Here is a 23,744-nt window from a genome sequence, read left to right on the forward strand (position 1 = left end):
AACGTACGACCTCAATCCTTCAGCAAAGCATCGATCCAGGAAGCCATGCATTCGAGCATCTCGTCCATCACCTGCGAATCGGTTCGTCCAGAGCGTGCCGGCACGTGGAACGAATGGTCGGCATGCTCGAACAACTGCAGTGTGGCTCGCGAGCCCAGTCGCTCCGGCAGCGGCTGCAACAAGTCCAGTTGTGCCAGCTCGTCGCGGGTTCCCTGCAGGAACAGCATCGGCACGGTGATATCCGGCAGATGTGCGGCGCGTTCATCGGAAGGCTTCCCGGCCGGATGCAGCGGGAACCCGAGGAACACCAGACCACGCACGCCCGGCAGCGGCGACAGTGCCTGCGCCTGCGAGGTCATGCGGCCGCCGAACGACTTGCCGCCGGCAAACAACGCAAGCCCCGGCAGCCGTCGGCTGGCCTCCGCGACCGCCGCACGCACTGTCGCGTGCGCCAGCCGCGGAACGTCAGGACGTCGTGATCCACGTTCCATGTAGGGGAAATTGAACCGCAGGCTGGCGATCCCACGTTCATTGAGGCCCTGGGCCACAGCGGCCATGAACGGGTGCGCCATTCCCGCACCTGCGCCATGCGCAAGCGCGTAGCAGGCCCGCGCTTGCGCAGGCACCTGCAGCAGCGCCGACACACGCACATCCGCTTCGACTTCGATGCCAAGCTCATGCGTCGACATGCCCATCCTCTACTGCGCACCCAGGCGCATCAGCGTCTGCGCGTAACCCGGCGCGGTCGGCTCGTGCATGAAGTAGACATGGATGTTCTGCAATGAAGAGTCCAGCAGCCGTTTCGCCCACAGCGCAAGGTCGGTTTCGGAGTAGGACTCCAGCCGCAGCCGAACGTAGCCCCAGGAGGCGGTCTCCACCAGCGGCGGTGGCGCGTCGTCATCGCGCTCGGACAGGCACAACGCCACGTCGGCGGCCTTCAGTGCGTCGTAGACGGCTTCATCGAACCAGCTGTCATGGCGAAACTCGAATGCAGCGCGGTGGCCGGATGGGAGAATCTGCAGAAAATCCACCAATCTTGGTACGTCCTTCTTCAGGAACGGCGGAAACTGGAACAGCACAGGGCCGCGCTTGTCGCCCAGCGTTTCCAGGTTGCGGTACAGGTAGGCGACCGAATCGGCCGCCGCGTCGGCCTTCAGGCGTGCATCGTGCGTGATGCGTCGCGAGGCCTTGATCGCGAAGCTGAAATCGTCCGGGGTCGCCTGTGCCCAGTGTTCCAGCGTCGTCACCTTCGGCATCTGGTAGAAGGTGTTGTTGATCTCCACCGTAGGCAGGTGCTGTGCGTACCAGGCCAGCATTGCGTCGGGCTTGATGGTGCCCGGATAGAAGCTGCCCTTCCATTCCTTGTAGGAATAGCCACTGGCACCTACTCGCAATCGTGCAGTCATGTACGGACGCCTCAACCGGGAGCACCGACCGCTGTCGTACCGTCCGTTGAGTGAAAATCGTCGCGGACGGAGGCGACTTCGCGCCGAGGATACTCTCCTCGACACATCGATTCGGACGCACGACACGAAGCACATGGGACTCGCCCACTCGCCCCCCCGACATCGCGCTCCAACCCCGCCGAAGTACGGCCCGATCGCGCGTCGGGTGCGCCGCCCTGGCAGGCGGGTGCAGGACACCCATCCCCTCCCCCGTCGACACCTGGCGGCGACACGCGCAACCCGGACCGGACGGGGCGTGGAAACCCGCCCCGGCCCGGTTCCGCCCAGGCTGAATAGTTCAGAAAGTGCCGTCGCGTTTCACGCTTGCCACCCTCGCGCGGGCGTATGCTCGCATTGCCGCCACTGCGGGAGCCGGCCATGAAGCGTTCACTTTTGACCCTCGTCGCCATTGCGGTGATCGGGGGCTGCGCCACCACACCCGCCGTGTTCACCGACTACGATCCCGGCGTGAGTTTCGGCCAGTACCGCACCTATCAATGGACGCAGAAGCCGCAGGGTTTCTCGCCGTTGATGCAGCAACGCCTGGTAGCCGCCGTCGACGCGAAGTTGCGCGAACGCGGTTGGACGCAATCCACCAATCCACAGGTCAACCTGGTCGGCAGCGTCGCCACCGAAACCCGCTACCGGATGGACAGCTTCAACAGCGGTCCGATGTGGGGTTGGGGTGGCTGGGGCTGGCGCGGCGGCGGTTGCTGTTGGGGTGGGCCCGGCTGGGGCTGGGGCGGCGGGTTCAACACCACGACCACCATGCGCAGCTACACGCACGGCACGCTGGTACTGGACATGTTCGACGCGCAGACGCAGCGTCCACTCTGGCGCGGCATGGCGATGGGCACCGTACCCGAGTCGCCGATCGCGCAGACGACGGCCATGCAGGCCAGCGTCGACCGCATGTTCGCGCAGTTCCCGCCTGCGGTGGTTGCGCAGATGCCGTGAGCAGCGCATCGGGCGCCTGAACGCCCTGCGCTGACCGCCAATACGTACGACCGCGCGCCTGCGTGGAGTTCACTGCATCCGGTCGTCGCAATGCAGCAGTCGCATTGCGATCAGGATTCGGGGTCGTACATGATCTCGCGCACTTCCTGGGCGCAACGACAGGCCGAAGCGAACCTCGCCGCCCACATCAGGGCTTCATCCCGGGTCGGCACCTCGATGATCGAGAAGCCGCCGATGACCGCCTTGGTTTCCGGGAATGGTCCGTCGGAAACCGAACCATCGGTGGCGACGATGCTCGCCTGCTGACTGAGGATGCCACCGCCGAAGATCCAGACCCCCGCCGCCTTCGCCTCGCGCACGACGGCACGCGCGACATCGCCGACCGCGGGCAGATCCTCCTCGGGAATCACCATGGATCCGTCGTCGAACGAGATCAGGTATCGCTTCATCGACAGTCTCCTGTGCCCGATGGCCAGTGCGCATGAATCGAGTGTTGCAGTCGCCGGAGCTGCCTGGCCGCGCCAGCTCTACCTTCGCCAAAGCCGTACCGAAGCAATCATCAACAGCAGCCCGACGATCAGGCTTCCGCCTCCTATTGGCAACGCGTACGGAGATGCGTCAGGGACGAAGCGGTAATAGGCATGGTCCGTCGTCCACAAACGAACGGAGCTTGCCCCAACCACGACCGTGCCAGCCGACAACGCGCCCATCAGGGCGAGGAACGAGCCAACCACCGCAAGCAACCCAGCCAACAGCTTCCGTTTCATTGTCATTCCGGCCGATCCGTCGAAGGCGAATGAAGCGAACGAAAGAGCTTGCTATGCCGCCATGTCGAGAACGATGCGGCCCTCGATTTCGCCCTTGCGCATGCGATCGAAGATGCCGTTGATGTTCTCCAGTCGGTCGGGGGCAACCGTCGCGGCGACCTTGCCTTGCGCGGCGAACTCGAGCGATTCCTGCAGGTCGAGCCGGGTGCCCACGATCGATCCGCGCACCGTGATGCCGTTGAGCACCATGCCGAAGATGTCCAGCGGGAAGCTGCCCGGCGGCAGGCCCACGAGCGACACCGTGCCGCGACGCCGCAACATTCCCAGCGCCTGCTCGAAGGCCTTAGGCGATACCGCAGTGACCAGCGCGCCATGCGCGCCGCCGATCTCGCGCTTCAGGAACGCGGCCGGATCGGTGGTGCTTGCGTTGACGGTGACGGTGGCACCCAGGCGCCGCGCCAGTTCGAGCTTGTCGTCGTCCACGTCCACCGCGGCCACGTTCAGCCCCATCGCCTTGGCGTATTGCACCGCCATGTGGCCGAGGCCGCCAATGCCGGAAATCACCACCCAGTCGCCGGGGCGGGTGTCCGTCACTTTCAGCCCCTTGTAGACAGTGACGCCGGCGCACAGCACCGGCGCGATCTCGACGAAACCAATGTCCTTCGGCAGATGGCCGACATAGCCGGCGTTGGCCAGCGCGTACTGGGCAAAACCGCCGTTGACCGAATAGCCGGTGTTCTGTTGCTGCTCGCACAGCGTCTCCCAGCCACCCAGGCAGTGTTCGCAGAAACCGCAGGCCGAATGCAGCCAGGGAATCCCGACACGGTCGCCCTCCTTGAGATGGCCGACGCCGCTGCCGACCGCGACCACATGGCCCACGCCCTCATGGCCGGGGATGAAAGGCGGCGCGGGCTTCACGGGCCAATCGCCTTCGGCCGCGTGGAGGTCGGTGTGGCACACGCCGCACGCCTCGATCTTCACCAGCACGTCGCCCGGCCCGGGGCGCGGCACGGGAACCTCCTCGATCACCAGGGGCTGTCCGAACGCACGCACCACCGCCGCCTTCATGGTCCTGTCCACGGTTCGATCCTCGGGGGAAAGGTCGGGGCACCACATTACGCCGATCCAGCGGGCAGGACATCGACCGGCCGTCGACCGGCGTGCGATCCGTGGCAGGACTGATCGCCCCCTGCTCGCGAGGTGCGCCGGCAACGGTATTCGGGGGAGAATCCGCTGGAACGGCCCGGGGAAGCGGGTCCGGCAGTTCGCCCGACGCACCCGAACGCAGCGCGGTTGACGCTGCAGTGCCGACACCACCATCGAAGGGTCACATGGACGCGAGATCAGCATGGAAATGGATGGCCGCGCTTCTGCTGGCAGGCGCGATAGCCGCGCTCCTGTCGTGCGGCATGACATATCGGAACACACGCTCCGCCAGCGCCGGCTTCACGCAGAATTTCGTCGATCTGAACCGTCGCATGGACGACAGCGCGACTGCGGTCGCGTACGACGCGCATCTGCACGTCCTGGCCGTGGGGCGCGACAGCGGTCGGCTGGAACTGTGGGACACCCGCAAGACCGATTCGCGCATTGCCCGTCAGGCGCACACGATTCGCATCGACCACATCGCGATTGGCCGTGAGGACGGCATCGTGCTGACCGCGTCGGCCGGAGCGACCGTGATGAACCTGGATCCGGCGGGCATGCCGAAGGTATGGGACGCCCGAAGCGGCGAACTGCTCATCGCATTGCCTGGCGAATGGCTCGGCGGTCCGGTGGCTGCCAGCCCGGTGAAGGGTTACTACCTGATCGCCAGCGCGGACGCGCTGCGCCTGTACGGCCATGCACGGCGCGCAGTCGTTGGCGAGGAACTGCGGTTCGAAGGATCGGTTACCGCGCTGGGTTCGGACAGGAAGTCCGGACTGATCGCCGTGGGGACCAGCAGCGGCGAGCTCGCACTGCTGAAGCTGGCCAGCACGGCAGACGGCGCGAGACTGCAGATCGTCAGCAGAACCACAACGTATGGGATGGAACCTCGCACCGACGTACTGGCGGTCATGCTGCGCGACGAAGGCAGATCGCTGGTAACGGTGAACTGGTTGCCAAAGCGGATGCGCCGGGACAAGCCGCCGATCATCGCGGGACAGCAGGCGGAGATCGTCCAATGGAACACGCAGACATGGCGGCGCGAGCGCACCTATCCCTTCACCCTGGAGGCCGTGCACTGGGCGTCGTATACGCCGGACGAACCCTGGCTGGTGCTGGCCGGCAATGAATCCAGGCGAGGCAGGATCGAGCTCATCGATCTCAACGGCGGTGTGGCCTGGCGCTACAAGGCGAACACCACGCACCCGGTTGCCGTATTGCTGCCGGAAATCCGGACCGGCGTGATCCTGCAGAGCGGCGAAGCCACGCAGATCCGCTATCTGGATCAGCAGGAAGCGAACCCCGCGTCCACGACGCACCGATAGCGACCCACCCGCTTTGCCGAGACGGCCGACTAGTTACCGGTACGCGCATCCATGCCCAACGTCACACGCGTCTTCCGCGCGGCGCTGGAAGAATGCGCGCACGCGTAGAACGACCTGATCCAGCCATCCATGCGTGAGATCTCGATGACCACCAATCGGATATTCCTGGCCTCCAGCCCTCTCACGCTTGGCGCCATCGGCGTGCTGCTGATCGCGACGGCGTGCCTCATCGCATTTCCAGGCAGCATGGCCGTCTGGCAAGCCGCCTCGTGGTCACTCGTGGCGGCGCTCCTGGCGCTGTGTTTCCTCGTCCCGCTTTCGGCCTACTCGCTGGCCACCCTTCGCGTTACGAGAACCTGGCAACGCATTGCTTCGTGTGCGACGGGCTTCATCATTCTGGTGGTGGTTGCCATCGGGTGGCTCACCTGACATCGCTGGCCGGACACTCGCGGATAACTGAACGTATGCCGCGGTGATCGGACTCCCATGCCCCTTCACATTCCCTTGCGCCAGGATCCGCATACTTCCGCGCCGTCGTCCTCCCCAGTGCGCGTTGTCGCAAGGCAGTTCAAGGTAATGCAGTACGCGATGTCCGTCCCGTCCCCGGCAATGAGTTCCTTGCCCCCTGTCCATATCCTCGGGACCTTCACGCCCCTTTGGCACGACGCTCCGGCGCCGCGTGACTCGGACCATCCGGTGCATGCCTCCGATAGCGAGGCCGACTCCGTCGACCTGCTCTACCGCCGCTGGCTGAAGTGGTCCGGCGTCCTCTGATTTCCGATCTTCGCTGACACTCCGGCATCCGCCGGGAGCTCGGCGACCGGAAGGCGCTGCGTTCGCACCACCGCGAACGCCCCTTACCTGACACCCCATTCCGTTGCGACGAACCCACGCCGCGTGCCTGCACGCGGATCCGGGTTTCTGCGCACGCACGTTTCCCCTCCCCTCTCAAACCCGAGGCATCACCACCATGAAGCGTTTCATCCCTCTCGTTGCACTGCTCGCCGTGCCCTTCTCCGCGCTGGCATCCGAAGGCGTCAGCTACACGTATGTCGAAGCCGGCTATGCCGCCAGCAGCATCGACAACGGCGGACCGGACGCCGACGGCTGGGCCGTCAACGGCTCCTATGCCATCAACGATTCCTTCCACGTCTACGGTGGTTACAGCGGCCAGAAGACCGACGACTTCGACTCGCCCGTCGGCCGCGTCGATGGCGTCGACATCGACCAGTGGAACGTCGGCGGCGGCTACCGTTACGCGATCAACCCCAACCTCGACCTGCTCGCGCGCGTTGGCTACCAGAAGGCCGACACGGACGACGTCGGCATCGCTGGGGCGAACGTGCTCGGCATCGATCGTGACGGATGGAATGTCGAGACCGGCGTGCGTGGCGCGATGAACGAGTACCTGGAAGGATACGCGCTGGCCGGTTACGAGGATTACGATCGTGCCGACGGCGAGTTCTACGCGCGACTCGGTGCGCAGGTGAAGTTCAACGACTCCTGGGGCATCAACGGCGAAGTGAAGTACGTGGACGACTACGTTGCGTACTTCGTCGGTCCGCGCATGAGCTTCTGATCCCGGCGTGCTGCAGGCGGCGGGCACCGGTCGACACCGGACCCGCCACGCAACCACGACCCCGCGTTCAGGCGGCCACCTGCATCTCCGTGGCGCGCAGTTCCTCGAGCACAGGCTGCAGTGCAACCACAGCGCCTGTGACGAGTTCCGCGATGTCCGCGCTCGCCGCGTTGCGCTCGCACGCTTCCTCCAGCACCCTCGCGCGCTCCGCCACTTCCCGCGCTCCGATGCAGGCCGCGGTGCCTCTCAGGTTGTGCGCCAGGCGCCGTGGCAGCATTGCATCGGCATCACCGCAGGCTTCGGTGAAAACACGCTCGAAATCGGCGTAGTCGCGAACGAATCCAAGCAGCAGCCGTCGATACAGCGCCGGATTGTGACCGCAGGTGGCCAGCCCGGCGTCGCGGTCAATCAATCCCTTGCCCACTGTCGCGGAAGAGGTTTCGTCCGATGTGGACACCGCCGGCGACGTAAGCCGCTCGCACGGCTCCATCCATCGCGACATGGTCGCGAGCATCGCATCGACGTCGATGGGCTTGGGGATGTGGTCGTTCATGCCGGCGGCCAAGGCCGCTTCGCGGTCGTCCGACATCGCGCTGGCCGTCATGGCGATGATCGGAATGTCCTTGAGCCCCAGTTCGGCGCGGATCCTGCGTGTGGCCTCGTAGCCGTCCATCACGGGCATCTGGCAGTCCATCAGCACGCCGTCGAAGAACGGATCCTCCTCGAGGATTCGAACCGCTTCGCTTCCGTTCCCGGCCCACACCACCTCGACACCCGCGCGGCGCAGAAGGTCCTGCGCGAGTTCGCGGTTCAGGTCGTTGTCCTCCACCAGCAGGATCCGACTACCGACCAGTGCCGTCACGACACCGCTCCGATCGCGCGTCTGGCGATTGCTGCGCGTGACCGCGCCCTCTCCGTCCAACGCGGCCGAGATCGCATCGCACAACGCCCACGGTGTCACCGGCCTGGCCAGGACGCCGTCGATGACGATGCCGGAGCGCGCGGCTTCCTCACGCACCTGTTCCGGGTCGGACGTCAGCACGATCACCCGCGCGCGTTCGCCAGCGACCATGAGGGGTCGCAGCGCGTCGATGCCACCCGTGCCCAGCACCGCCCAGTCCAGGAGGACTACGCCGCCGGCATCGTGCTTCGTGATGCCTTCGCTGATGCGAACGTCCATGCCCAGTTCCTGCGCCATTGCGACCAGCGCGTCAAGCGACGACCCCCGGTGTGCGACGACCGTGACCTTCAAGCCGGCCAGCCGCCCATGCGCCTCGCGCGCCGACGCGTGATGTCCGGCTCCGAGACGAACCTGCACATGGAAGGTAGAGCCCACGCCGGGCACGCTGTCGGCGCGGATCGTGCCGCCCATGCGTTCGGCGAGCCGCCGCGATATCGCAAGCCCCAGGCCCGTGCCCCCGAAGCGGCGCGTGGTGGAGGCATCGCCCTGGGTGAAGGATTGGAACAACCGCGACATCTGTTCGGCGTCGATGCCGATACCCTGGTCCTCGACGTGGAAATGCAACTCCACCTCGCCATTGCCGACCGATCGAAGCGGTTCGATGTCCACCACCACTGCGCCATGCGTGCTGAACTTGATCGCGTTGTTGGTAAGGTTCAACAGGATCTGGCCCAGGCGCACGGCGTCGCCCACCAGGACGGTGGGCAGGTCCGCTGGAATGCGGTACACCAGTTCCAGTCCCTTCTGCTCCGCGTTGAGCCCTGCGACGCTGCTGAGGTGGTCCAGCACCTCGCGCAGGTTGAACTCGACACGCTCCACGGTCATCTGGCCCGCTTCGATCTTCGAGAAATCGAGGATGTCGTTGATGATGCGCAGCAGGTTCCCGGCGGATCGATGGATCTTCTCGACGTAACCACGCTGCCGCGGTTCCAGCTCCAGCTGCAATGCGAGGTAGCTCATGCCGATGATGGCGTTCATCGGCGTGCGTATCTCATGGCTCATGTTGGCCAGGAAATCGCTCTTGGCGCGTGCTGCCTGCTCGGCCAGCTCCTTCGCATGCACCATCGAGGCCTGCGCGGCCAGTTGATCGGTCACGTCGATGAACCAGGCCAGTGCGCCCATCTCCCCGTCATGATCGATCGGCAGGTAGGTGGCCACGATGTCGCGCTCTCGACGCGCATGGTCGTACAGCTTCAGCTCCATGGCCGGCAGCAGTTCGTGGTTCGCCAGGCGCTCGCGCACACGGGCGCGGTCGGCGGGGTTCACGTACAGCTGTTCCGGGTCGTCGCCCACCCCCAGCCCGAAGGTTTCGACGAACTTGGGATTGACGAAGCGGATCTCGCTGGCGGTTGCCACGCCCGCACTCACGGGGCTGTGGTCCAGGATGTAGCGCAGGCGTTCCTCGCTCTGTTGCAGCGCGTTCTCCATCGCGCGCCGCTCGCTCACGTCGCGCACCGATGCACATACACAGGTGCCCCGCCCTTCGAGCTCAGGCAGGAAGGACAGGCCGATCTCCACCGACAGTTCGCTGCCATCCTTGCGTACGCCGCGCAGATCCGCGTTCGAGCCACCCATGCGGCGGGCGATGCCCTGCGCGAAGAACGCTTGCCGAAGCTCCGCATGGCGCGCTGAAGCGGACGCTGGAACCAGTTGTTCGACCTGGATACCCGCAAGCTCGTCGCGCCCGTACCCGAAGAGGGTTTCGAGTTTCGGATTGCACAGGAGAATGCGCCCGTCCTGGCCGACGATCATCATGCCGTCCGGCGCGGACTCGATGATGCCGCGATACCAGGCCTTGGCCGCCTCGATGGTGTGCTGCTGCGCTTCGAGTTCGCGCGTCTGCGCCTGCAGGCTTTCCGACTGCAGGGCCATCTGCTCCTGCTGCGCCTGGCTTTCCGTCAGCAACTGGCGCGTGCGTGCGGTGCGTTCGACGATCTCCACGTTCATCGCGAGGATCGGAAGTACCTCGCTCAACAGCTCCCGTTGGCGCGTGTCGAGTTCGCACCTCACCGCCAACTCGATGACGCCCAGCAGGCGTTTGCGCCGTACCAGCGGGAAGATGAGCAGTTGCGCGGGCGGCATCGATTCCAGCGCCGACACGATCTGCGGCGATTGTGACGGCCCGGGCACCAGCTGGATGGGCTTTCGATCCACCGCACACTGGCCGGCGAGCCCCTCTCCGAACGCGATCACGGGCGCGGCCCCGTGATCGGCATACCCACCCTGCCGGACCAGGCGGAGGTCTGCGTCGTTCGCGTACAGGACGCCCCGCCCGATTCCGATCAGCGGCGCCATGAGCGCGAAGAATCGTTGCGCCAGCTCCGGAAGATCGCTCGCCGTCTGCAGCTCGCCTGCGATCGCGGCGACCTGCGTCTTCACCCAGCGCTGCGCTGCGACCTGACGCGCCTGCGCCTGGAGCGACTCGATGGCGCGCGCGAGCGATCCGGTTTCGTTGGGGTAATGGGTGTACGGAATCTGCGCATCGAGCTCGCCCTTGCTCAGCGTATCCAATGAATGGCGGAAGGCTTCCGCAGGCCGGCGGATCGAGCGGCTGATGAGTGCGCCGAACACCATGCCGACCAGCAGCACGGCCGCAAGCAGCGCCAGCGTCGCACGGATGCCGTAGCGGTAACGCGCATCGGCTAGCATGACTTCCCGGTCGGCGCCTTCGCGCTTGGCGCCCACGACCCGCGCCAGCGCTTCACGGGCGTTGCCGGCGCTTTGCAGCAGATCCGGCGTCAGCAGGCGCAACGACGCATCGGCACCGATCGAAGGCGTCTGGCGAAGCTGCGCCACCACGGGCAGTGCCTGGCTTCGATAGTCGGCGAACGCCAGGTCGAAATCGCGAAGACCCGCCCGGGTCGTGTCGCGGAAGGCCAATGGCCGCGCCATCTCCACGTCCCTGCGCAGGTGCGCGTCCGCCTCGACGAACAGACGCAGGGCTTCGCTGCGTGCGGGACCGGGTTCGACCGTCACCGCCTGGCGCAGGTACTGACTCATGTCCGCCAGCGAAGCGCGCGCCGATTCCAGGTGCTGCAGTCCCACCAGGTCCATGTCGTACAACCGGCTGATGCGGTCCATCTGCTGCCGGTTGAGGGTCAGGCTGAACGCTCCCAGCAGCGCGACCAGCAACAGCATGCCGCCGAAACCGAGCTGCAGGCGCCGGGCCAGCGGAAGTCGTTCCAGGCGTTCGAGCAGTCGGTTCATTCGGGTGGTCTCCCCTCGACGTCCGCACGCTACGCGTGCGCGTTGGCCGACGGGGTTTCATCGCCGGGCATGAACTCGCTGGCGATGGCGTGGAACTCGTCCTGCGTGTGCAGGAAGGCATCGGTGACATCGGGATCGAAATCGATCGAACGACGCTCGGTAATGAACTCGACCACCTGCCGGTGCGGCATGCCGGACTTGTACGCTCGCCGGCTGCTGAGCGCATCGTAGACATCGGCGATCGCCATCAACCGCGCCGATACCGGAATGTCATCTCCGCGCCTGCCTTCCGGATAGCCGCTTCCGTTCCAGCGTTCGTGATGACTGTAGGCCAACTCCTTGGCGAGCCGGAGGAATGGGACTTCGATGCCCAGTTCGTCCTCGGCGCGCTGCAGCGCGTCGCGGCCCATCATGGGATGCGTCCTCATGACCGCGTACTCCTCGGCGGTGAGTCGGCCGGGCTTGCGCAGGATGCTGTCGGGAATGCCGATCTTGCCGATGTCGTGCAGCGGCGCCGACTGGACGAGCAGTTCCCGCGTAGCCGGGTCGAGCTGGCTGGCGAAGCGCGGGTGATCCTTGAGACGTTCCGCCAGCACACGCACGAAGTTCCGCGTCCGACGGCTGTGGCTGCCGGTCTCGTCGTCGCGGGCGTCGCCCAGCGACGTGAGTGCGAGGATCGTCACTTCCTGGGCCCGGCGCGTGTCGGCCGTGCGACGCGACACCTCGCGCTCGAGGAAGGCTTCCCGATCACGCAGCAGGTCGGCCGCTTCCTTGGCGCGCAGGTGCGCAGAGAGGCGGGCCGTCAGCAGCAACGGGTGGACGGGCTTGGTGACGTAATCCACGGCACCTAGTTCGAGCCCGCGCGCCTGCTCGCGGACATCGTCCATCGTCGTGAGGAAGATCACCGGCAACTCGCGCGTGGCCTCGTCCTCCTTCAGGCGCTTGCAGACGTCGAACCCGGTGCAATCCGGCAGCATGATGTCGAGCAGCACGATGTCTGGCAGATCGCGTTGCAGCAGATCGAACGCCGCGCTTCCGGATTCCGCCGTCAGTACGCGGTACGACGAGGAAAGGAGCTCTTCCAGGAGCAGGCGGATGACAGGATTGTCATCCACCACCAGCACCGTCGCCCTCGTGTCGATGCCTTCCATGTGTCGGTCTCCGCGCCTGCCGGGAGCCGGTCGCGCTCGCTGGGCCGATGCTCTCCCTGTGGCGTAAAGGACGCGTGAAACCGTCGCGCCGACGGCGGGCTGCACTCACCCTCCTTTCACCCTGCGAGGGGAGACTTCGATCACCCTCGCGCCGACGGGTCTGCATCCCGCGCTGTGACCGTCACTCGAACAGTTGCGTCGTGCCTGACGGCAGCCTGCCTGTGCGCCGTCACGCCATCGCACGCGCGCGATCCGGCCGAGACCGCGCGGCAACTGACGCAGGAAGGCCGCGTCGCGCTGCACTCGGGCGACCGTTTCCTGGCACTTCGGAAATTCGCGATGGCACACGAGCTGCAGCCGGCGGATCCGGACATCCAGCGCGCCATGGCCGATGTACTGATGGAAATGGGGGCGCCGCAGGGCGCGGCACGGCTCCTGCCGTCATCAGGTTTGGGCGTTCCTGCCCGCCAGGCCGCCGAGCAGGTGCGTTGGGCGACGCAGGTGAACGACCCCGACCCCGCGCGCCATTTCGACGCGACCGATGCCGCCATCGCCCGCCTGCAATCCCTCATCGTGCAGGCGCGCGCGTTGCAGCCACCGGACCCGGGGCTGGTGCGCAGACTGCAAGGCGACATGGTGGTTGCGCTGCGCGATCGCGAGCGGTGGAACGACACCGTGATGCTCGCCGACGAGTTGCAGCAGACGGCCCCGTTGCCTTCGTACGTGCGCCAGGCACAGGCCGACGCCCTGCTCGCACTGCGACGTCCCCAGGAGGCGCTGGTCGCATACGAGGAGGTCCTCGCAACGGACCCTGCTTCCCGCGACGCGCGCGTGGGCCTGTTCTATGCACAGGTCGAGAGCGAGGACTTCGCCTCGGCCTTCGCCACTGCCGACACACTCGCCGCGCAGGGCGCACCCCAGCGCCGCATCGGCGTCTCCGTCGTGGCGCAACCCGATTCCGATTGGCTCGATGCGCAGGTGCTGCGTGCGCAGGCGCGCCGTTACGGGGACATGCCGACGCAGGCGTGGAACATGCTGCACCCGCTCGCCGATGCGGCACCGGCCGCGGCGTACCTGCGCGTCGAACAGGGCGAAATCGCGGCCGCACGCGGCTGGCCACGCCTGGCACACGAGGAGGCTCTTATCGCATGGAGCCTGGCGCCATCCGCACCCGGCATCCAGCTGGAACTCGCGCAGGCGGAATGGCGGCGGCGCTATTGGGACAGCGCGGACCGACGCGTTCGCGAAGCAGCCGTTCTGCGGCCGGATAATCCACGTGTACAGAGCATGCTGGCCGATATCGAAGCGCACCACGACGCACAGTCGCTAGTGTCGTTCGAACCACGCCAGGCCGATGGCGGCGGACGTAACGCGCCCGGTGATGGCATGCGGGGGACGGTGCGAATCTACTCTCCGCCGCTTGCCGAGCGATGGCGCCTGCTGGCCGCCGCCGAACGGGAGGTCGATCGACCCGAAGGCGAGAAGTTGACTCGCGACCGTTACGGCGCTGGCATCGAAGGACGTTGGCCGGACGTGACCTTCGAACTGGTGGGATGGGACAACCGCGGCCTGCTGGACCACGGCGGTGCCGATGCCAGCCTGCAATGGCAACCGGACGACCACTGGACCTTGCACGGCGCATTGCAGGCGTTCTCCGCCGACACGCCGCTGCGCGCCGTGCAGGCGGGCGTGCGCGCCGATGCGGCCGCGGTGGGGGCGACGTACGCATGGGACGACGAGCGCGTCGCCTCCCTGTCGCTGACGACGATGGACTTCACCGATGGCAATCGCCGCTGGCAGGCGACGCTGGACTACGCCGCGGCGGTGGTCGTCCGGCCGCGTCTCAGCGTGCTGCTCCGCCCTGCGCTCTACGCATCGCGCAATTCGCTGCGCGACGCACCGTACTTCAATCCTGAGCGCGACGCCTCGCTCAGCCTCGCGGCCGATGTCCGCCACCTGATCTGGCGAAGCTACGAACGGAGCCTGCGCCAGCGACTGGTGGCGACGGTCGGCGGCTACCGGCAATCCGGCTTCGGCAGCGACATCGTGGGTGGCCTGGCGTACTCGCAGACCTACGCTCACACGCCACGCACCGAATGGGAATACGGCATCGCCTGGGCCCAGAACGTCTACGACGGCGATGCCGAGCGGTCATGGACCGCGTTCGTCCGGCTGGACCAGAGGTTCTAGGCGATGAAGCGAATGCGATCAACGATCTACTGGATATGCATGCTGCTGTCGCTGGCGACCGTCAGCGCCAACGCGATGGCGCAGGCGCCCCAGCGCTTCGTGTCCATCGCGCTGCACGACGTGGTCGATACGCCAGCGGAACTCGACGGCGACAGCGTGACCAGCGACCGCCTCGTCGCGCTGTTCGAATGGCTCGCCGGCAACGGTTGGACGGCGATTTCGCTGGACGACATCGAGCGCGCGCGACAGGGTATCCAGCCCCTCCCCCCTCGCGCGGTGCTGCTGACCGCGGACGACGGTCGCCGCAGTCTGTACACGCGCGTGTATCCGCTCGCACTGGCCTACCGTACGCCCATCGTGGCGGCACTCGTCGGTGAATGGATGGACACGCCGGAGGACGGAACGATCGCATACGGCCCTCAGCGTCTTCCGCGTTCGGCGTTCATCACCTGGGAGCAGGCCCGTGAGATGCAGGCATCCGGGCTCGTGGAGTTCGCCTCGCACAGCCATGCGCTGCACGATGTGGTGATCGCGAACCCACAGGGCAACCCGCTGCCGGCGGCGCAGAACCTGCGGTACGCAGATGGTCGCTACGAAGGCGTCGCCGCGTTCCGCTCGCGCATCGGCAATGACCTTACCGTTTCGCGCGATCGCATACGGCAGGAGTTGGGAGCGGCGCCGCGCGCGATCGTCTGGCCTTACGGGCGCTACAACCAGGACGGGCTCGACGCCGCCACCGCGGCGGGATTCCGCTACGCGCTGACGCTGACACCTGCGCCGGCCGACGCGACACGGCCGTTGGAAATCGGCCGTTTCCTGCCTACCAGCGATCCGACACTCGGCATCGTGGTAGCCAATCTTCGTTTCGAGGATCCGTGGCCGTCGGCGCGCCGCATCGTCGAAGTCGATCCCGCACAGCTGGTAGGTGCGGACACGCAGAACACCAACCAGAGACTCGGCCGGATCATCGATCGCCTGGTCAAGCTCGGCGCGACGCACGTGGTGCTGGACGCAGCGACACTGTCCGCCGACGGCCGCATCGTCAGCGCATGGTTCCCCAACTCGCATGTGCCCGTGCGCGACGACGTGCTGTCCCGCTTCTCCGCGCAGATGCATTCACGTGCGGGCGTGGACGTGGTGGTGCGCCTGCCGCACGCCGCCGTGCTGCGCACGCTCGGCGACCGTCAACGGGCATTGGCGCTCTATGGCGAGCTCGCCGCGCACGTGCCGTTCGAGGCGCTGCTGCTAGAGGACGTGCCTGCATTGGGCGACGACATGGCCCGCGCGAGCGATGCGCCGTGGGATGTGCGCCGCCGTCGCGAGGCCAGTGCGACGTCGGCCTGGCCGCATGCCGATGCATTCGCACTGGAAGCATTCCGCGTGGCCGAACGGGCGAGACCCGAGCTGGCCCTGTACTGGCTGGCGCCGCCGACGCACCGGCTCGACCAGCCCTCTGCCCTGGCCGACGTCACACTGGTCCCGCGCGCCGTGAACGTCCCACCGGGCGACATTCCTCCCCTCCATGTCCCGTTGTCGCGACGCATCGGCGTGTGGTGGACATTGCCCTCGCCTGCGGACGCACGCGTGCTCGTGTCCGCCATCCGCGCGTACCAGATTCGTGGTGGCACGGTGTTCGGCTGGCGTCCGGACGATCCGGCAGCCGATATGCCCATGGCAGCCGCCGTCGCACCCGCGTTCTCGTCGCGCGAAGCGCCAGGTCCTGGAGTGGTGCCATGACATGGTCCGCGTTCGAGCTGGCCTTGGCCATCCTGTGCTTCGGTTATCCCTTCGTGATGGCGTGGTACTGGGCGCTCGGCGGAATCATGTTCCATTGGCTGCGCGAACGCGGTGAGCCCGATGTCGACTCGCCTCCGCCGCTGCATTTCTACCCGCCCATCACCGTGCTCGTGCCGTGCCACAACGAAGAGCACCAGGTGGAGGAAACGTTCGCTGCGCTGGACAACGTCATCTATCCAGAATTCGAAGTCGTGGCCATCGATGACGGCTCCAGCGACGCGACGGCCGAACGCCTGGACGCGCTGGTGGCACGCTACCGGCGGATGCGCGTGGTCCACCTCGCCCAGAATGCAGGCAAGGCCACGGCAATGAACGTTGGCGTGCTCGCGGCCCGGCACGAACTGGTCGTGTGCATCGATGGCGATACGCTGATCGATCCCCACGCGCTGACGTGGTTCGTCCGTCGCTTCCAGAACAATCCGCTGCTCGGCGGTATCACCGGAAATCCGCGCATACGCAACCGCACCACGCTGATCGGCCGTCTGCAGGTGGGCGAGTTCTCCAGCATCGTCGGCCTGATCAAACGCGCGCAGAACATCTACGGATCGCTGTTCACGGCATCGGGGGCAATCTGCGCGTATCGCAAGCGCGCACTGCGGGACGCGGGCTGGTGGTCCTCACGAACGCTCACCGACGACGTGGATCTCAGCTGGCGCCTGCAGATGGCGGGCTGGTACATGGCATTCGAACCCAAGGCGTTGGCCTGGATCCTCACCCCCGAGACGCTGGGCGGACTGTGGCGTCAGCGACTGCGCTGGAGCGAGGGCGGATCCAGCGTCGCACTGAATGCCACGCCGCAACTGCTCAGTGGTCGCGGCCTGCGCATGTGGCCGATCTGGTTCAACTGGCTGGTATCGATCGCATGGGCCTACGCGATCGTCGTGATGTTGACGGCGGGCCTGCTGCACGCGCTGGGATTTGGCAAGACCTTCGGGCTGCAGGGCATCGGCTTCCTGCCCGGGGATTTCGGAATCATCCTGGCCATTCACTACCTGATGCAGGCGTTCCTGGCCGCCGCGCTTGACCGCCGCTACGAGCATGGCGTGATGCGTACGCTGTTCTGGGTGGTGTGGTATCCACTGGTGTTCTGGGTGTTGCAGGCGGCGACCTCCGTGATCGGCCTGCCGCGCGCCTTGCTGCGTCGACGCGATGGGCGCTGGATCAGCCCTGACCGGGGGCTCCGCTGATGCGGTGGCCTCCTCTCATCGAGCAGGCGGACCTGCCGTTGTGGGCCAGGATCCGCGACACCGCGCTCACCGTGCTGGTGTGGGGCCTGCTGGCCTGGCTGCTGAAGGACGGGCTTCTCGTCCTGTTCTATGCGCTGCTCGACACCGTGGGCATCGGGCACCCGCCACCGCCATGGACGCGCGGTAGGCTGCTGCGGATCCTCGTTCCCTTCATGACTCTGGTCGCGTTCCTGATGGCATGGCTGGTGGCCTTCTCCATCGCGCGGTGGAAGTTGCTGACCGACACACGCGATTCGAGCACGCAGCCCGGTCCGCTGCCCCTCGAAGAGCAGGAGCAGGCGTTCGGTGTGCCTCCCGCATCGCGCATCCAGCTGCAGCAATCGCGCATTGTCACGGTGTCCGTGGGCACGGACATGCGCGAGCTGCGCGTGCAGGAACGCACGCCGCGCGACGCCTGAAACGGGGCGTCGCGTCGGCGGCTCCGGAGGGCGGCCCTGCCCAGCTCCGTCCGGTCAACCGCCAGACTTCGCCGCCTGCAAGTGACGAATACCCGTGTATGCGGCGGCAACCAGTTGCCTGAGTGCCATCGCATCCACGTCCTGTCCCGGCCTCAGCTTCACATGCCGCATGAATTTCCCGCTGCCTTCAAGCAGGCGCTGCGGATCATCCAGCTCGGGCCCGAGGAAGAAGCCAACATTGACGTGATGGGTGAATGCATTCACGTATCCGAACGCCGCATCGCCGACGCATGCCGTCGGATGTCCATCGTGCAGCAGCTCCCGAACGTCGTCGCCACAACCGCGCATGACCTCGAACCACTCCTGCGCGATGGAGCCCAGCGGCCCGGTGTGTCGCCGCATCCAGTCATCGACCGCCGGATCCCGCTTCACGGCGCTCGGAAATCGCATCAGCCGGCTCATGACTACCTCCCAGAAGCGGACATCGCTCGCCTGTCCGACAGCTGATCCAAACCGCACCACGAAGCGGCCTCGACCTGGACAGTGTCAGGAGTGGCCTTCGGAAAGACCGAGTGCCACTTGCCCAGGCGACAGCGGCCTTGCACTCGTTGACGGAATTCTTCCGGCTCCAAGGCAGGCAACGCTTTTCCCCTCATACGGAGGGTGGGGTTAGACGCCTAGTCGATGACCGCTTTGGGTCGAAAGCGGACATTAGCACCCGCTCCTACCCCAATGTCCGCTATCGGCCAGCACGGCCGCAATGCTGCGGGCAACCACCGAGCTATGCTTCATCTTCATCATCGAAATGGATGACACCAATCCCATCGGCTTGCAGCGGCCGAGTTGCACCTAAGGCTCCAGCTGCGCACCGCTCGTTGTAGTGCTCAACCATCCGAGCAAGCGTATTGTTCAAGTAGATCACACTATCGAGCAGCTCATCAGGAAAATGCGGGTTGTCGATATTCCTCATCCATAGCTTCGCGTTATCACTTGCGATGCTAGCCAAGGAAGCAGTGTGTCGCCATGCAGGCAAACTGCCGGCGCCCCTCTTGTGGGCAAGCGCACTATGGTGAGATTCGTTTCACAGCTCAGTATTTCGGCCTTCATCATCACTTCCCCTTGGGTTCGAACTTGATGCTCGGGCCAGAAGCGGACCTCATCCGCCAATGTGTTTCCGCACCTCATCGAGAGAACCGAAGTACGGATTTGAGTCCAAGGCCTTGGCCGTGTGCAGAGTTACCGCCAGCCGTCCGGCCTCGACAGCTTGTTCGAGGACGTAGGTCCCGCCGCCAACGAAATTTCCGGAGCGCTCTACAGGCTCGATAAAACGAGGGTCAAGGGCTGCTCCATTCTCATCCCAGAAGAGCCATCCGCCGGACTCGACGTCAATGCCTTCGCAGTAGTCCGTCAGCGCGGTCACGCTTGCGAACACATGAAGCATCAGATCATCGGTAGCGAGAGCGAAGTACATTCTGGTAGTCCCGATGTCTGCTTTGAGTCGAAAGCGGACATTAGCACCCGTCCCCGCCGGCTACCCTGCCCCAATGTCCGCTACCGGCAAGAAGCGGTGATTTAGTAGTCATCAATCGCTTCACCAGGACCAAGTGCCTGGCCGCCAAGCGTCATGTTGTTCACTTCGGACGCTTGTTGAATGTAGAACGTAATCTGGCCCATCCCACCGTCGCCAACGCAATCGCTGGTGGCATGGAAGTGCTGATCCGGGTCGGCCTTGATCATTTGCAACGAGGCGATGAGTTGGTCGATGTCTTGGGCCGACAGCCCAATTTCAACCTCAACCCAACCGTTCTTCCAGTCTTCCAACGACGCTCTCATCTATGCCGATCCAGTGTCCGCTTTGGGTCGAAAGCGGACATTAGCACCAGGTCCCGCTTTCCGCCCTGCCCCACTGTCCGCTATCGGCCATTAGCGGACGTCTGCGAACAGCTGCTTTTCGACCTCTGCGATGAAAGCCCGGACAGATGGATGCCGGCGCACCCACCGATCGCGTCGATCGCCCACGGGTGCCCCCGGTCAATGCCTCACGCGGCCATCGCCCACCCGCCGTTGACGAACAGGGAGAGCCGCGCGTGGTTGCAATCCGGGCGCGGGGCTGCGACAACGACGGACCTCAGATCGGGTCCGACCATGTCCTACGTCCGCTGCGTTCGCGGTATCGCCTCCGGCGTCGAGTATTCCGCCGACGTCCCGATGAACCTCGATCCCGTCGACGGCCGGCCGGTCGAGATGGTGCTCGACCTCGAGCGACTGGCGCGCGAGAAACCAGATGCGGCGTGGTATCGCCCGCAGCGTCGCGACCTGTGGCGCTTTGGCGCGTTGATGGCGCTCGATGCCGACGATCCGGTCGACGCCGCGCATCTCGTCCCGCTCGGCGAAGGCGCGACGCCGCTGCTCGATTACTCGACGCATCCGGTCGCGGCAAAGGCAGGCCTCGCGCTCCAGCTCAAGGACGAAGGCAAGGCGCATCCCGGCCACGGCGCGAACCCGACGCAGAGCTTCAAGGATCGCGGTATGGCGATGGTCGCCGCGCAGGCGCGACGCCTGGGTCTGACCAGGCTCGCGGTGCCGACGCAGGGCAACGCCGGCGATTCGCTAGTGCGTTATGCGCTCGAAGGCGGACTGAGCGTCGTTGTCGCAATGCCGGATGACACGCCGATGCCGATTCTCGGCGGCGTCGCCGCAGCCGCCAAGCGCTATCCCGATCGGGTGATGCTTGAGCTGGTCGGCCCGACCATCCGCGAGGCCGGCGCGTTCCTCAAGGAGCGCTACATCCCAAATGGCTGGTTTTCCGTCGCGACGTTCCAGGAGCCGGGGTGGCGGATCGAGGGGAAGAAGTCGCTCGGCCTCGAACTCGCTGAGCCGGTGCCGGGCGAAACACGCTGGTCGTTGCCCGATGCGGTGATCTATCCCACCGGCGGCGGCACCGGCGTGCTGGGCATGTGGAAGGCGTGGGACGAGCTCGAGGCGCTCGGCATGATCGGTGCGCGACGCCCGCGCATGCTGTGCGTGCAGAGCGCACGAACGGCCCCGCTCGTGCGTGCGTTCGACGACGGCGCGCCGGACACGACAGTTGTCGAGGCGGGCCAGACCCTCGCCGTGGGTCTCAACGTGCCCGGCGGCGTCGGTCATTTCCGCGTGCTGGACATCATCCGGGCGAGCGGTGGCGCGGCGGTCGCGGTCGATGAAGCTGAGATCGAAACCGAACTCGCCGCGACGTGGCGCCGTACGCACGACTGGATCTCGCCGGAGGGCGCAGCCTGCCTCGCGGCCCTACCGCAGCTACTCGATCGCGGCCTCGTCCGGAGCGGCGAGCGAGTGGTCGCGGTCAACACCGGCTCCAGCGAGAAGTACCTGCCGACGCTGCGCCACCTGCTATGACGGCGCCGGAACTGATCCGATCACAACCCCCGCATTCATCCGAGCCGCGAGCATGGCGGCTTTGGGTCGGAAGCGGACCTTGCCCGCCTCCGCCCGGATGTCCGCTATCGGTCAGTAGTGAACATTCGACGACGTCGCTACCACACCGATGAATGCCGCTCTGGCTTGAGCTGGCAGTCACGCGTGCATCTGAACGACGCACCCCCACCCGTCGTAATCGAGCCCGAACAACTCACATACGCACGCCATGAATCCGGATACTGACTGGATCGCGTGCTGCTCGATGGGCATATGGACAATCACCAGGATGCTGGGCGAATCGTCCAGGTCCTGGGCGGTCGCGACCCCGTACTGATAGTCGTTGATGAAACTGGCAACCGTGGTCGCCTTCTCTGCGGAGGGAGCGCGAAGCAGGAACTCGACGTCGCGCGCGATGCCAAACTGGTCCCCCTGTGCATCGAGCTTGCGGAGCAGGTCAGTGTCCGCGACAGCGGTTTCCATCAATGTGTCGATTACGGCCATAGCCCTAAGCCTGTCCTGATCCGACCCACAGGTCTGGCGGCATGCCTTGCACACAAGCAACCGTCGGTTGGGCCGATTGTGTCGGAACGTATCGCAACCCGCATGTCCGCTTTGGGTTGAAAGCGGACACCAGGATGGCTGCGGATCGCGCGGCGCCGACTTACCAGGCCTTGCTGGCAGCCTGGTCGGCCGCCTGCACCGTCGGCACGAATGCGAGCTCCGCGCCGCCTTCATCGTGAAGCATCCAGCCGCCGCCTTCGCCGCTGGGCTTGAAGGTCACGGTCTGGCCCACGCGGAAGGCCGCGGCGGGATCATCATCGCGATGCGGCCAGCGCAGCGTGGAGGTCTCGTCCTTGCCCTGCTGGTGCGCGACCAGTTCGACTTCGCGCCCGCCATCGGCCGTGGTGCGGACCGCGGTCACCTGCATCGGAGGGAGCGCGGCGGCGCCCGGCTTGCGGTCGATCGGGGCGCTCTTCTCGGACAACGCGGTCGCAACCGAAGCCGACAGGAACAGCGGCGTGGCCAGGCCCAGCGACAGATACAGCACGGACTCGTCCGACGGATCCATGGGCTCGCCGGCATAGGCGGGCGGCAGCGCCATGGCAGCGCCCAGCGCGCATGCGACCACCAGCGAAACGAACGTCTTCATGGGGCACTCTCCTGCGTGGCCGGCTCCGCCGGCGGATGGGGAACCGGGAAGTCGCGCTGCAGCAGCGACTTCGCCTGGAGGAAATCGAAAACGGACTCCACCGTGACCACCGAATAGTCGCCGCCGATGCGCTCGCCGGCAGGATGGTCGGTGACGGCGACGTGGTCGCTGAAGAATCGCGCGCCGATGCGTTCGTGCAGCTTCAGATGAAGGCGCGAAGGCTGGTAGTTGTTGCCGCGCAGCCAGCCTTGGACGGATGCGCGGTCGATCCGGGTGTCGGCGCCGGGGTCCATCGCGGCTGCGGCGATGACCTCGAGGATCCACTGGTTGGAGTTCTGGTACTGCGTGCCGAACGGATAGGCCACCATGCTGTAGCGCGGCTCATGCAGCGAGCGGGCACGCGCGGCCGGCGCAAGCAACCATTGGTGCAGGCGATGCGACAACGCGGGTTCGAACACGCCCACCCGCACGTCGCTGTGCAGTGCGCTCTCGCCAACGAAGTTGGCCAGGCCTTCCTGATACAGCGTGGACCGGTCCGTGCGGCAACGGTTGAGCAGATGCACCACGCGCCACGTGCCTTCCGGCTCGCGCATCGCGAGCGCGAGGTGGCTGTGCTTCAGACCGTAGCGCGACAGATCCTGCCCACCGCGAGCCAGCAGCACGACGTCGTGCCCGTCCAGACCGTCCAGTGCACGCTCCACACGGATGGCCATGTCGAACATGGCCTGCGTGGCCTGCGGGGTCGGATAGCGCTGGCCGCATGCCGGAGCGGCGAAGGCGGCGGTTGTGATGCAACCGGTCACCAGTAGAGCCAGCGCCACGCCCTGCATCGACCTGCGCCAATATCGCTTCCCCATCGCCCGTTCCCTGTGCGCCCCCGGACGCCGATTGTCTCAGAGGTCCGCCGGTGTCGCATCTGGACAGGCCAGGCAGCCGACAGAACGTTTCTGCCTTGCGCGCTTCCGCATGCCAGACATCGTCCATTCACCTCTGATACGGCGCGCCTC

At 66.0% G+C, this 23,744-nt stretch carries 22 protein-coding genes; 9 read left to right on the forward strand and 13 right to left on the reverse strand.

The window, feature by feature from the left end:
* Positions 1-11: 11 nt before the first annotated feature.
* Both QLQ15_RS13450 and QLQ15_RS13455 read right to left on the reverse strand, forming a co-directional pair.
* Positions 12-689, reverse strand: a complete 678-nt coding sequence (locus tag QLQ15_RS13450) for an alpha/beta hydrolase family protein (RefSeq protein ID WP_283213275.1) — start codon at positions 687-689, stop codon at positions 12-14.
* Between the two features lie 9 nt (positions 690-698).
* A complete protein-coding gene (locus QLQ15_RS13455; RefSeq protein ID WP_283213276.1) occupies positions 699-1,406 on the reverse strand; it encodes a DUF72 domain-containing protein in 708 nt (235 codons plus the stop codon).
* Between the two features lie 417 nt (positions 1,407-1,823).
* Between QLQ15_RS13455 and QLQ15_RS13460 the strand changes: the two genes are divergently transcribed.
* Entirely contained in the window at positions 1,824-2,402 is a 579-nt protein-coding gene (locus tag QLQ15_RS13460; RefSeq protein WP_283213277.1) for a DUF4136 domain-containing protein, read from the forward strand.
* A gap of 110 nt (positions 2,403-2,512) precedes the next feature.
* On the opposite strand, the gene QLQ15_RS13465 is transcribed toward QLQ15_RS13460, so the two are convergent.
* Both QLQ15_RS13465 and adhP read right to left on the reverse strand, forming a co-directional pair.
* Positions 2,513-2,815 carry a YciI family protein gene (locus QLQ15_RS13465; RefSeq protein WP_283213278.1) on the reverse strand — a complete coding sequence of 101 codons (303 nt, stop codon included), beginning with the start codon at positions 2,813-2,815 and terminating at the stop codon, positions 2,513-2,515.
* Positions 2,816-3,220: 405 nt separating this feature from the next.
* Positions 3,221-4,249 (reverse strand): alcohol dehydrogenase AdhP, encoded by a 1,029-nt coding sequence (gene adhP / locus QLQ15_RS13470; protein WP_283213279.1) that lies wholly within the window; start codon positions 4,247-4,249, stop codon positions 3,221-3,223.
* A gap of 278 nt (positions 4,250-4,527) precedes the next feature.
* Between adhP and QLQ15_RS13475 the strand changes: the two genes are divergently transcribed.
* The 3 genes from QLQ15_RS13475 to QLQ15_RS13485 all read left to right on the forward strand — a co-directional run bounded on the left by QLQ15_RS13475 (position 4,528) and on the right by QLQ15_RS13485 (position 7,219).
* Positions 4,528-5,640: a WD40 repeat domain-containing protein gene (locus tag QLQ15_RS13475; protein ID WP_283213280.1), complete on the forward strand. Its 1,113-nt coding sequence runs from the start codon at positions 4,528-4,530 to the stop codon at positions 5,638-5,640.
* 129 nt (positions 5,641-5,769) lie between these two features.
* Positions 5,770-6,069, forward strand: coding sequence for a hypothetical protein (locus tag QLQ15_RS13480; protein ID WP_283213281.1), 300 nt, complete (start codon positions 5,770-5,772; stop codon positions 6,067-6,069).
* A 541-nt stretch (positions 6,070-6,610) separates the two neighbouring features.
* Entirely contained in the window at positions 6,611-7,219 is a 609-nt protein-coding gene (locus QLQ15_RS13485; RefSeq protein WP_283213282.1) for a porin, read from the forward strand.
* Positions 7,220-7,286: 67 nt separating this feature from the next.
* On the opposite strand, the gene QLQ15_RS13490 is transcribed toward QLQ15_RS13485, so the two are convergent.
* Together QLQ15_RS13490 and QLQ15_RS13495 are read right to left on the reverse strand one after the other, a co-directional pair.
* Positions 7,287-11,387 carry a response regulator gene (locus QLQ15_RS13490; RefSeq protein ID WP_283213283.1) on the reverse strand — a complete coding sequence of 1,367 codons (4,101 nt, stop codon included), beginning with the start codon at positions 11,385-11,387 and terminating at the stop codon, positions 7,287-7,289.
* A gap of 29 nt (positions 11,388-11,416) precedes the next feature.
* Positions 11,417-12,538 carry an HD domain-containing phosphohydrolase gene (locus tag QLQ15_RS13495; protein ID WP_283213284.1) on the reverse strand — a complete coding sequence of 374 codons (1,122 nt, stop codon included), beginning with the start codon at positions 12,536-12,538 and terminating at the stop codon, positions 11,417-11,419.
* 174 nt (positions 12,539-12,712) lie between these two features.
* Between QLQ15_RS13495 and pgaA the strand changes: the two genes are divergently transcribed.
* Genes pgaA through pgaD form a run of 4 tightly spaced genes read left to right on the forward strand, consistent with a single transcriptional unit; the run spans position 12,713 to position 18,170 of the window.
* Complete coding sequence (pgaA, locus tag QLQ15_RS13500) at positions 12,713-14,728, forward strand: poly-beta-1,6 N-acetyl-D-glucosamine export porin PgaA (RefSeq protein WP_283213285.1); 2,016 nt, start codon at positions 12,713-12,715, stop codon at positions 14,726-14,728.
* A gap of 12 nt (positions 14,729-14,740) precedes the next feature.
* Positions 14,741-16,465 carry a poly-beta-1,6-N-acetyl-D-glucosamine N-deacetylase PgaB gene (gene pgaB, locus QLQ15_RS13505; RefSeq protein ID WP_283213286.1) on the forward strand — a complete coding sequence of 575 codons (1,725 nt, stop codon included), beginning with the start codon at positions 14,741-14,743 and terminating at the stop codon, positions 16,463-16,465.
* Positions 16,462-17,712 carry a poly-beta-1,6-N-acetyl-D-glucosamine synthase gene (gene pgaC, locus QLQ15_RS13510; RefSeq protein WP_283213287.1) on the forward strand — a complete coding sequence of 417 codons (1,251 nt, stop codon included), beginning with the start codon at positions 16,462-16,464 and terminating at the stop codon, positions 17,710-17,712. Before pgaB ends, pgaC begins: the two co-directional genes overlap by 4 nt.
* The gene (gene pgaD / locus QLQ15_RS13515; protein ID WP_283213288.1) at positions 17,712-18,170 is read left to right on the forward strand and encodes a poly-beta-1,6-N-acetyl-D-glucosamine biosynthesis protein PgaD; all 459 of its coding nucleotides are present in this window, start codon (positions 17,712-17,714) and stop codon (positions 18,168-18,170) included. Before pgaC ends, pgaD begins: the two co-directional genes overlap by 1 nt.
* Positions 18,171-18,224: 54 nt before the next feature.
* Here the strand turns inward: pgaD and QLQ15_RS13520 are convergent, their stop codons facing one another.
* The 4 genes from QLQ15_RS13520 to QLQ15_RS13535 all read right to left on the reverse strand — a co-directional run bounded on the left by QLQ15_RS13520 (position 18,225) and on the right by QLQ15_RS13535 (position 19,991).
* Positions 18,225-18,632: a DUF1801 domain-containing protein gene (locus tag QLQ15_RS13520; RefSeq protein ID WP_283213289.1), complete on the reverse strand. Its 408-nt coding sequence runs from the start codon at positions 18,630-18,632 to the stop codon at positions 18,225-18,227.
* Positions 18,633-18,951: 319 nt separating this feature from the next.
* Positions 18,952-19,140 (reverse strand): hypothetical protein, encoded by a 189-nt coding sequence (locus QLQ15_RS13525; protein ID WP_283213290.1) that lies wholly within the window; start codon positions 19,138-19,140, stop codon positions 18,952-18,954.
* Positions 19,141-19,326: 186 nt separating this feature from the next.
* Positions 19,327-19,641: a hypothetical protein gene (locus QLQ15_RS13530; protein WP_283213291.1), complete on the reverse strand. Its 315-nt coding sequence runs from the start codon at positions 19,639-19,641 to the stop codon at positions 19,327-19,329.
* Between the two features lie 101 nt (positions 19,642-19,742).
* Entirely contained in the window at positions 19,743-19,991 is a 249-nt protein-coding gene (locus tag QLQ15_RS13535; RefSeq protein ID WP_283213292.1) for a hypothetical protein, read from the reverse strand.
* Between the two features lie 324 nt (positions 19,992-20,315).
* On the opposite strand from QLQ15_RS13535, the gene QLQ15_RS13540 reads away from it, so the two are divergent.
* Positions 20,316-21,566 (forward strand): threonine synthase, encoded by a 1,251-nt coding sequence (locus QLQ15_RS13540; protein ID WP_283213293.1) that lies wholly within the window; start codon positions 20,316-20,318, stop codon positions 21,564-21,566.
* A gap of 177 nt (positions 21,567-21,743) precedes the next feature.
* Here the strand turns inward: QLQ15_RS13540 and QLQ15_RS13545 are convergent, their stop codons facing one another.
* The 3 genes from QLQ15_RS13545 to QLQ15_RS13555 all read right to left on the reverse strand — a co-directional run bounded on the left by QLQ15_RS13545 (position 21,744) and on the right by QLQ15_RS13555 (position 23,594).
* Positions 21,744-22,088 carry a ribonuclease E inhibitor RraB gene (locus QLQ15_RS13545; RefSeq protein WP_283213294.1) on the reverse strand — a complete coding sequence of 115 codons (345 nt, stop codon included), beginning with the start codon at positions 22,086-22,088 and terminating at the stop codon, positions 21,744-21,746.
* Between the two features lie 160 nt (positions 22,089-22,248).
* Positions 22,249-22,737 (reverse strand): hypothetical protein, encoded by a 489-nt coding sequence (locus QLQ15_RS13550; protein WP_283213295.1) that lies wholly within the window; start codon positions 22,735-22,737, stop codon positions 22,249-22,251.
* Positions 22,734-23,594 (reverse strand): DUF2145 domain-containing protein, encoded by an 861-nt coding sequence (locus tag QLQ15_RS13555; RefSeq protein WP_283213296.1) that lies wholly within the window; start codon positions 23,592-23,594, stop codon positions 22,734-22,736. The genes QLQ15_RS13550 and QLQ15_RS13555 overlap by 4 nt, the downstream gene beginning before the upstream one ends.
* Positions 23,595-23,744 lie beyond the last annotated feature (150 nt).

Origin of the sequence: Lysobacter stagni (assembly GCF_030053425.1) — a bacterium.
GTDB lineage: Bacteria > Pseudomonadota > Gammaproteobacteria > Xanthomonadales > Xanthomonadaceae > Lysobacter_J > Lysobacter_J stagni.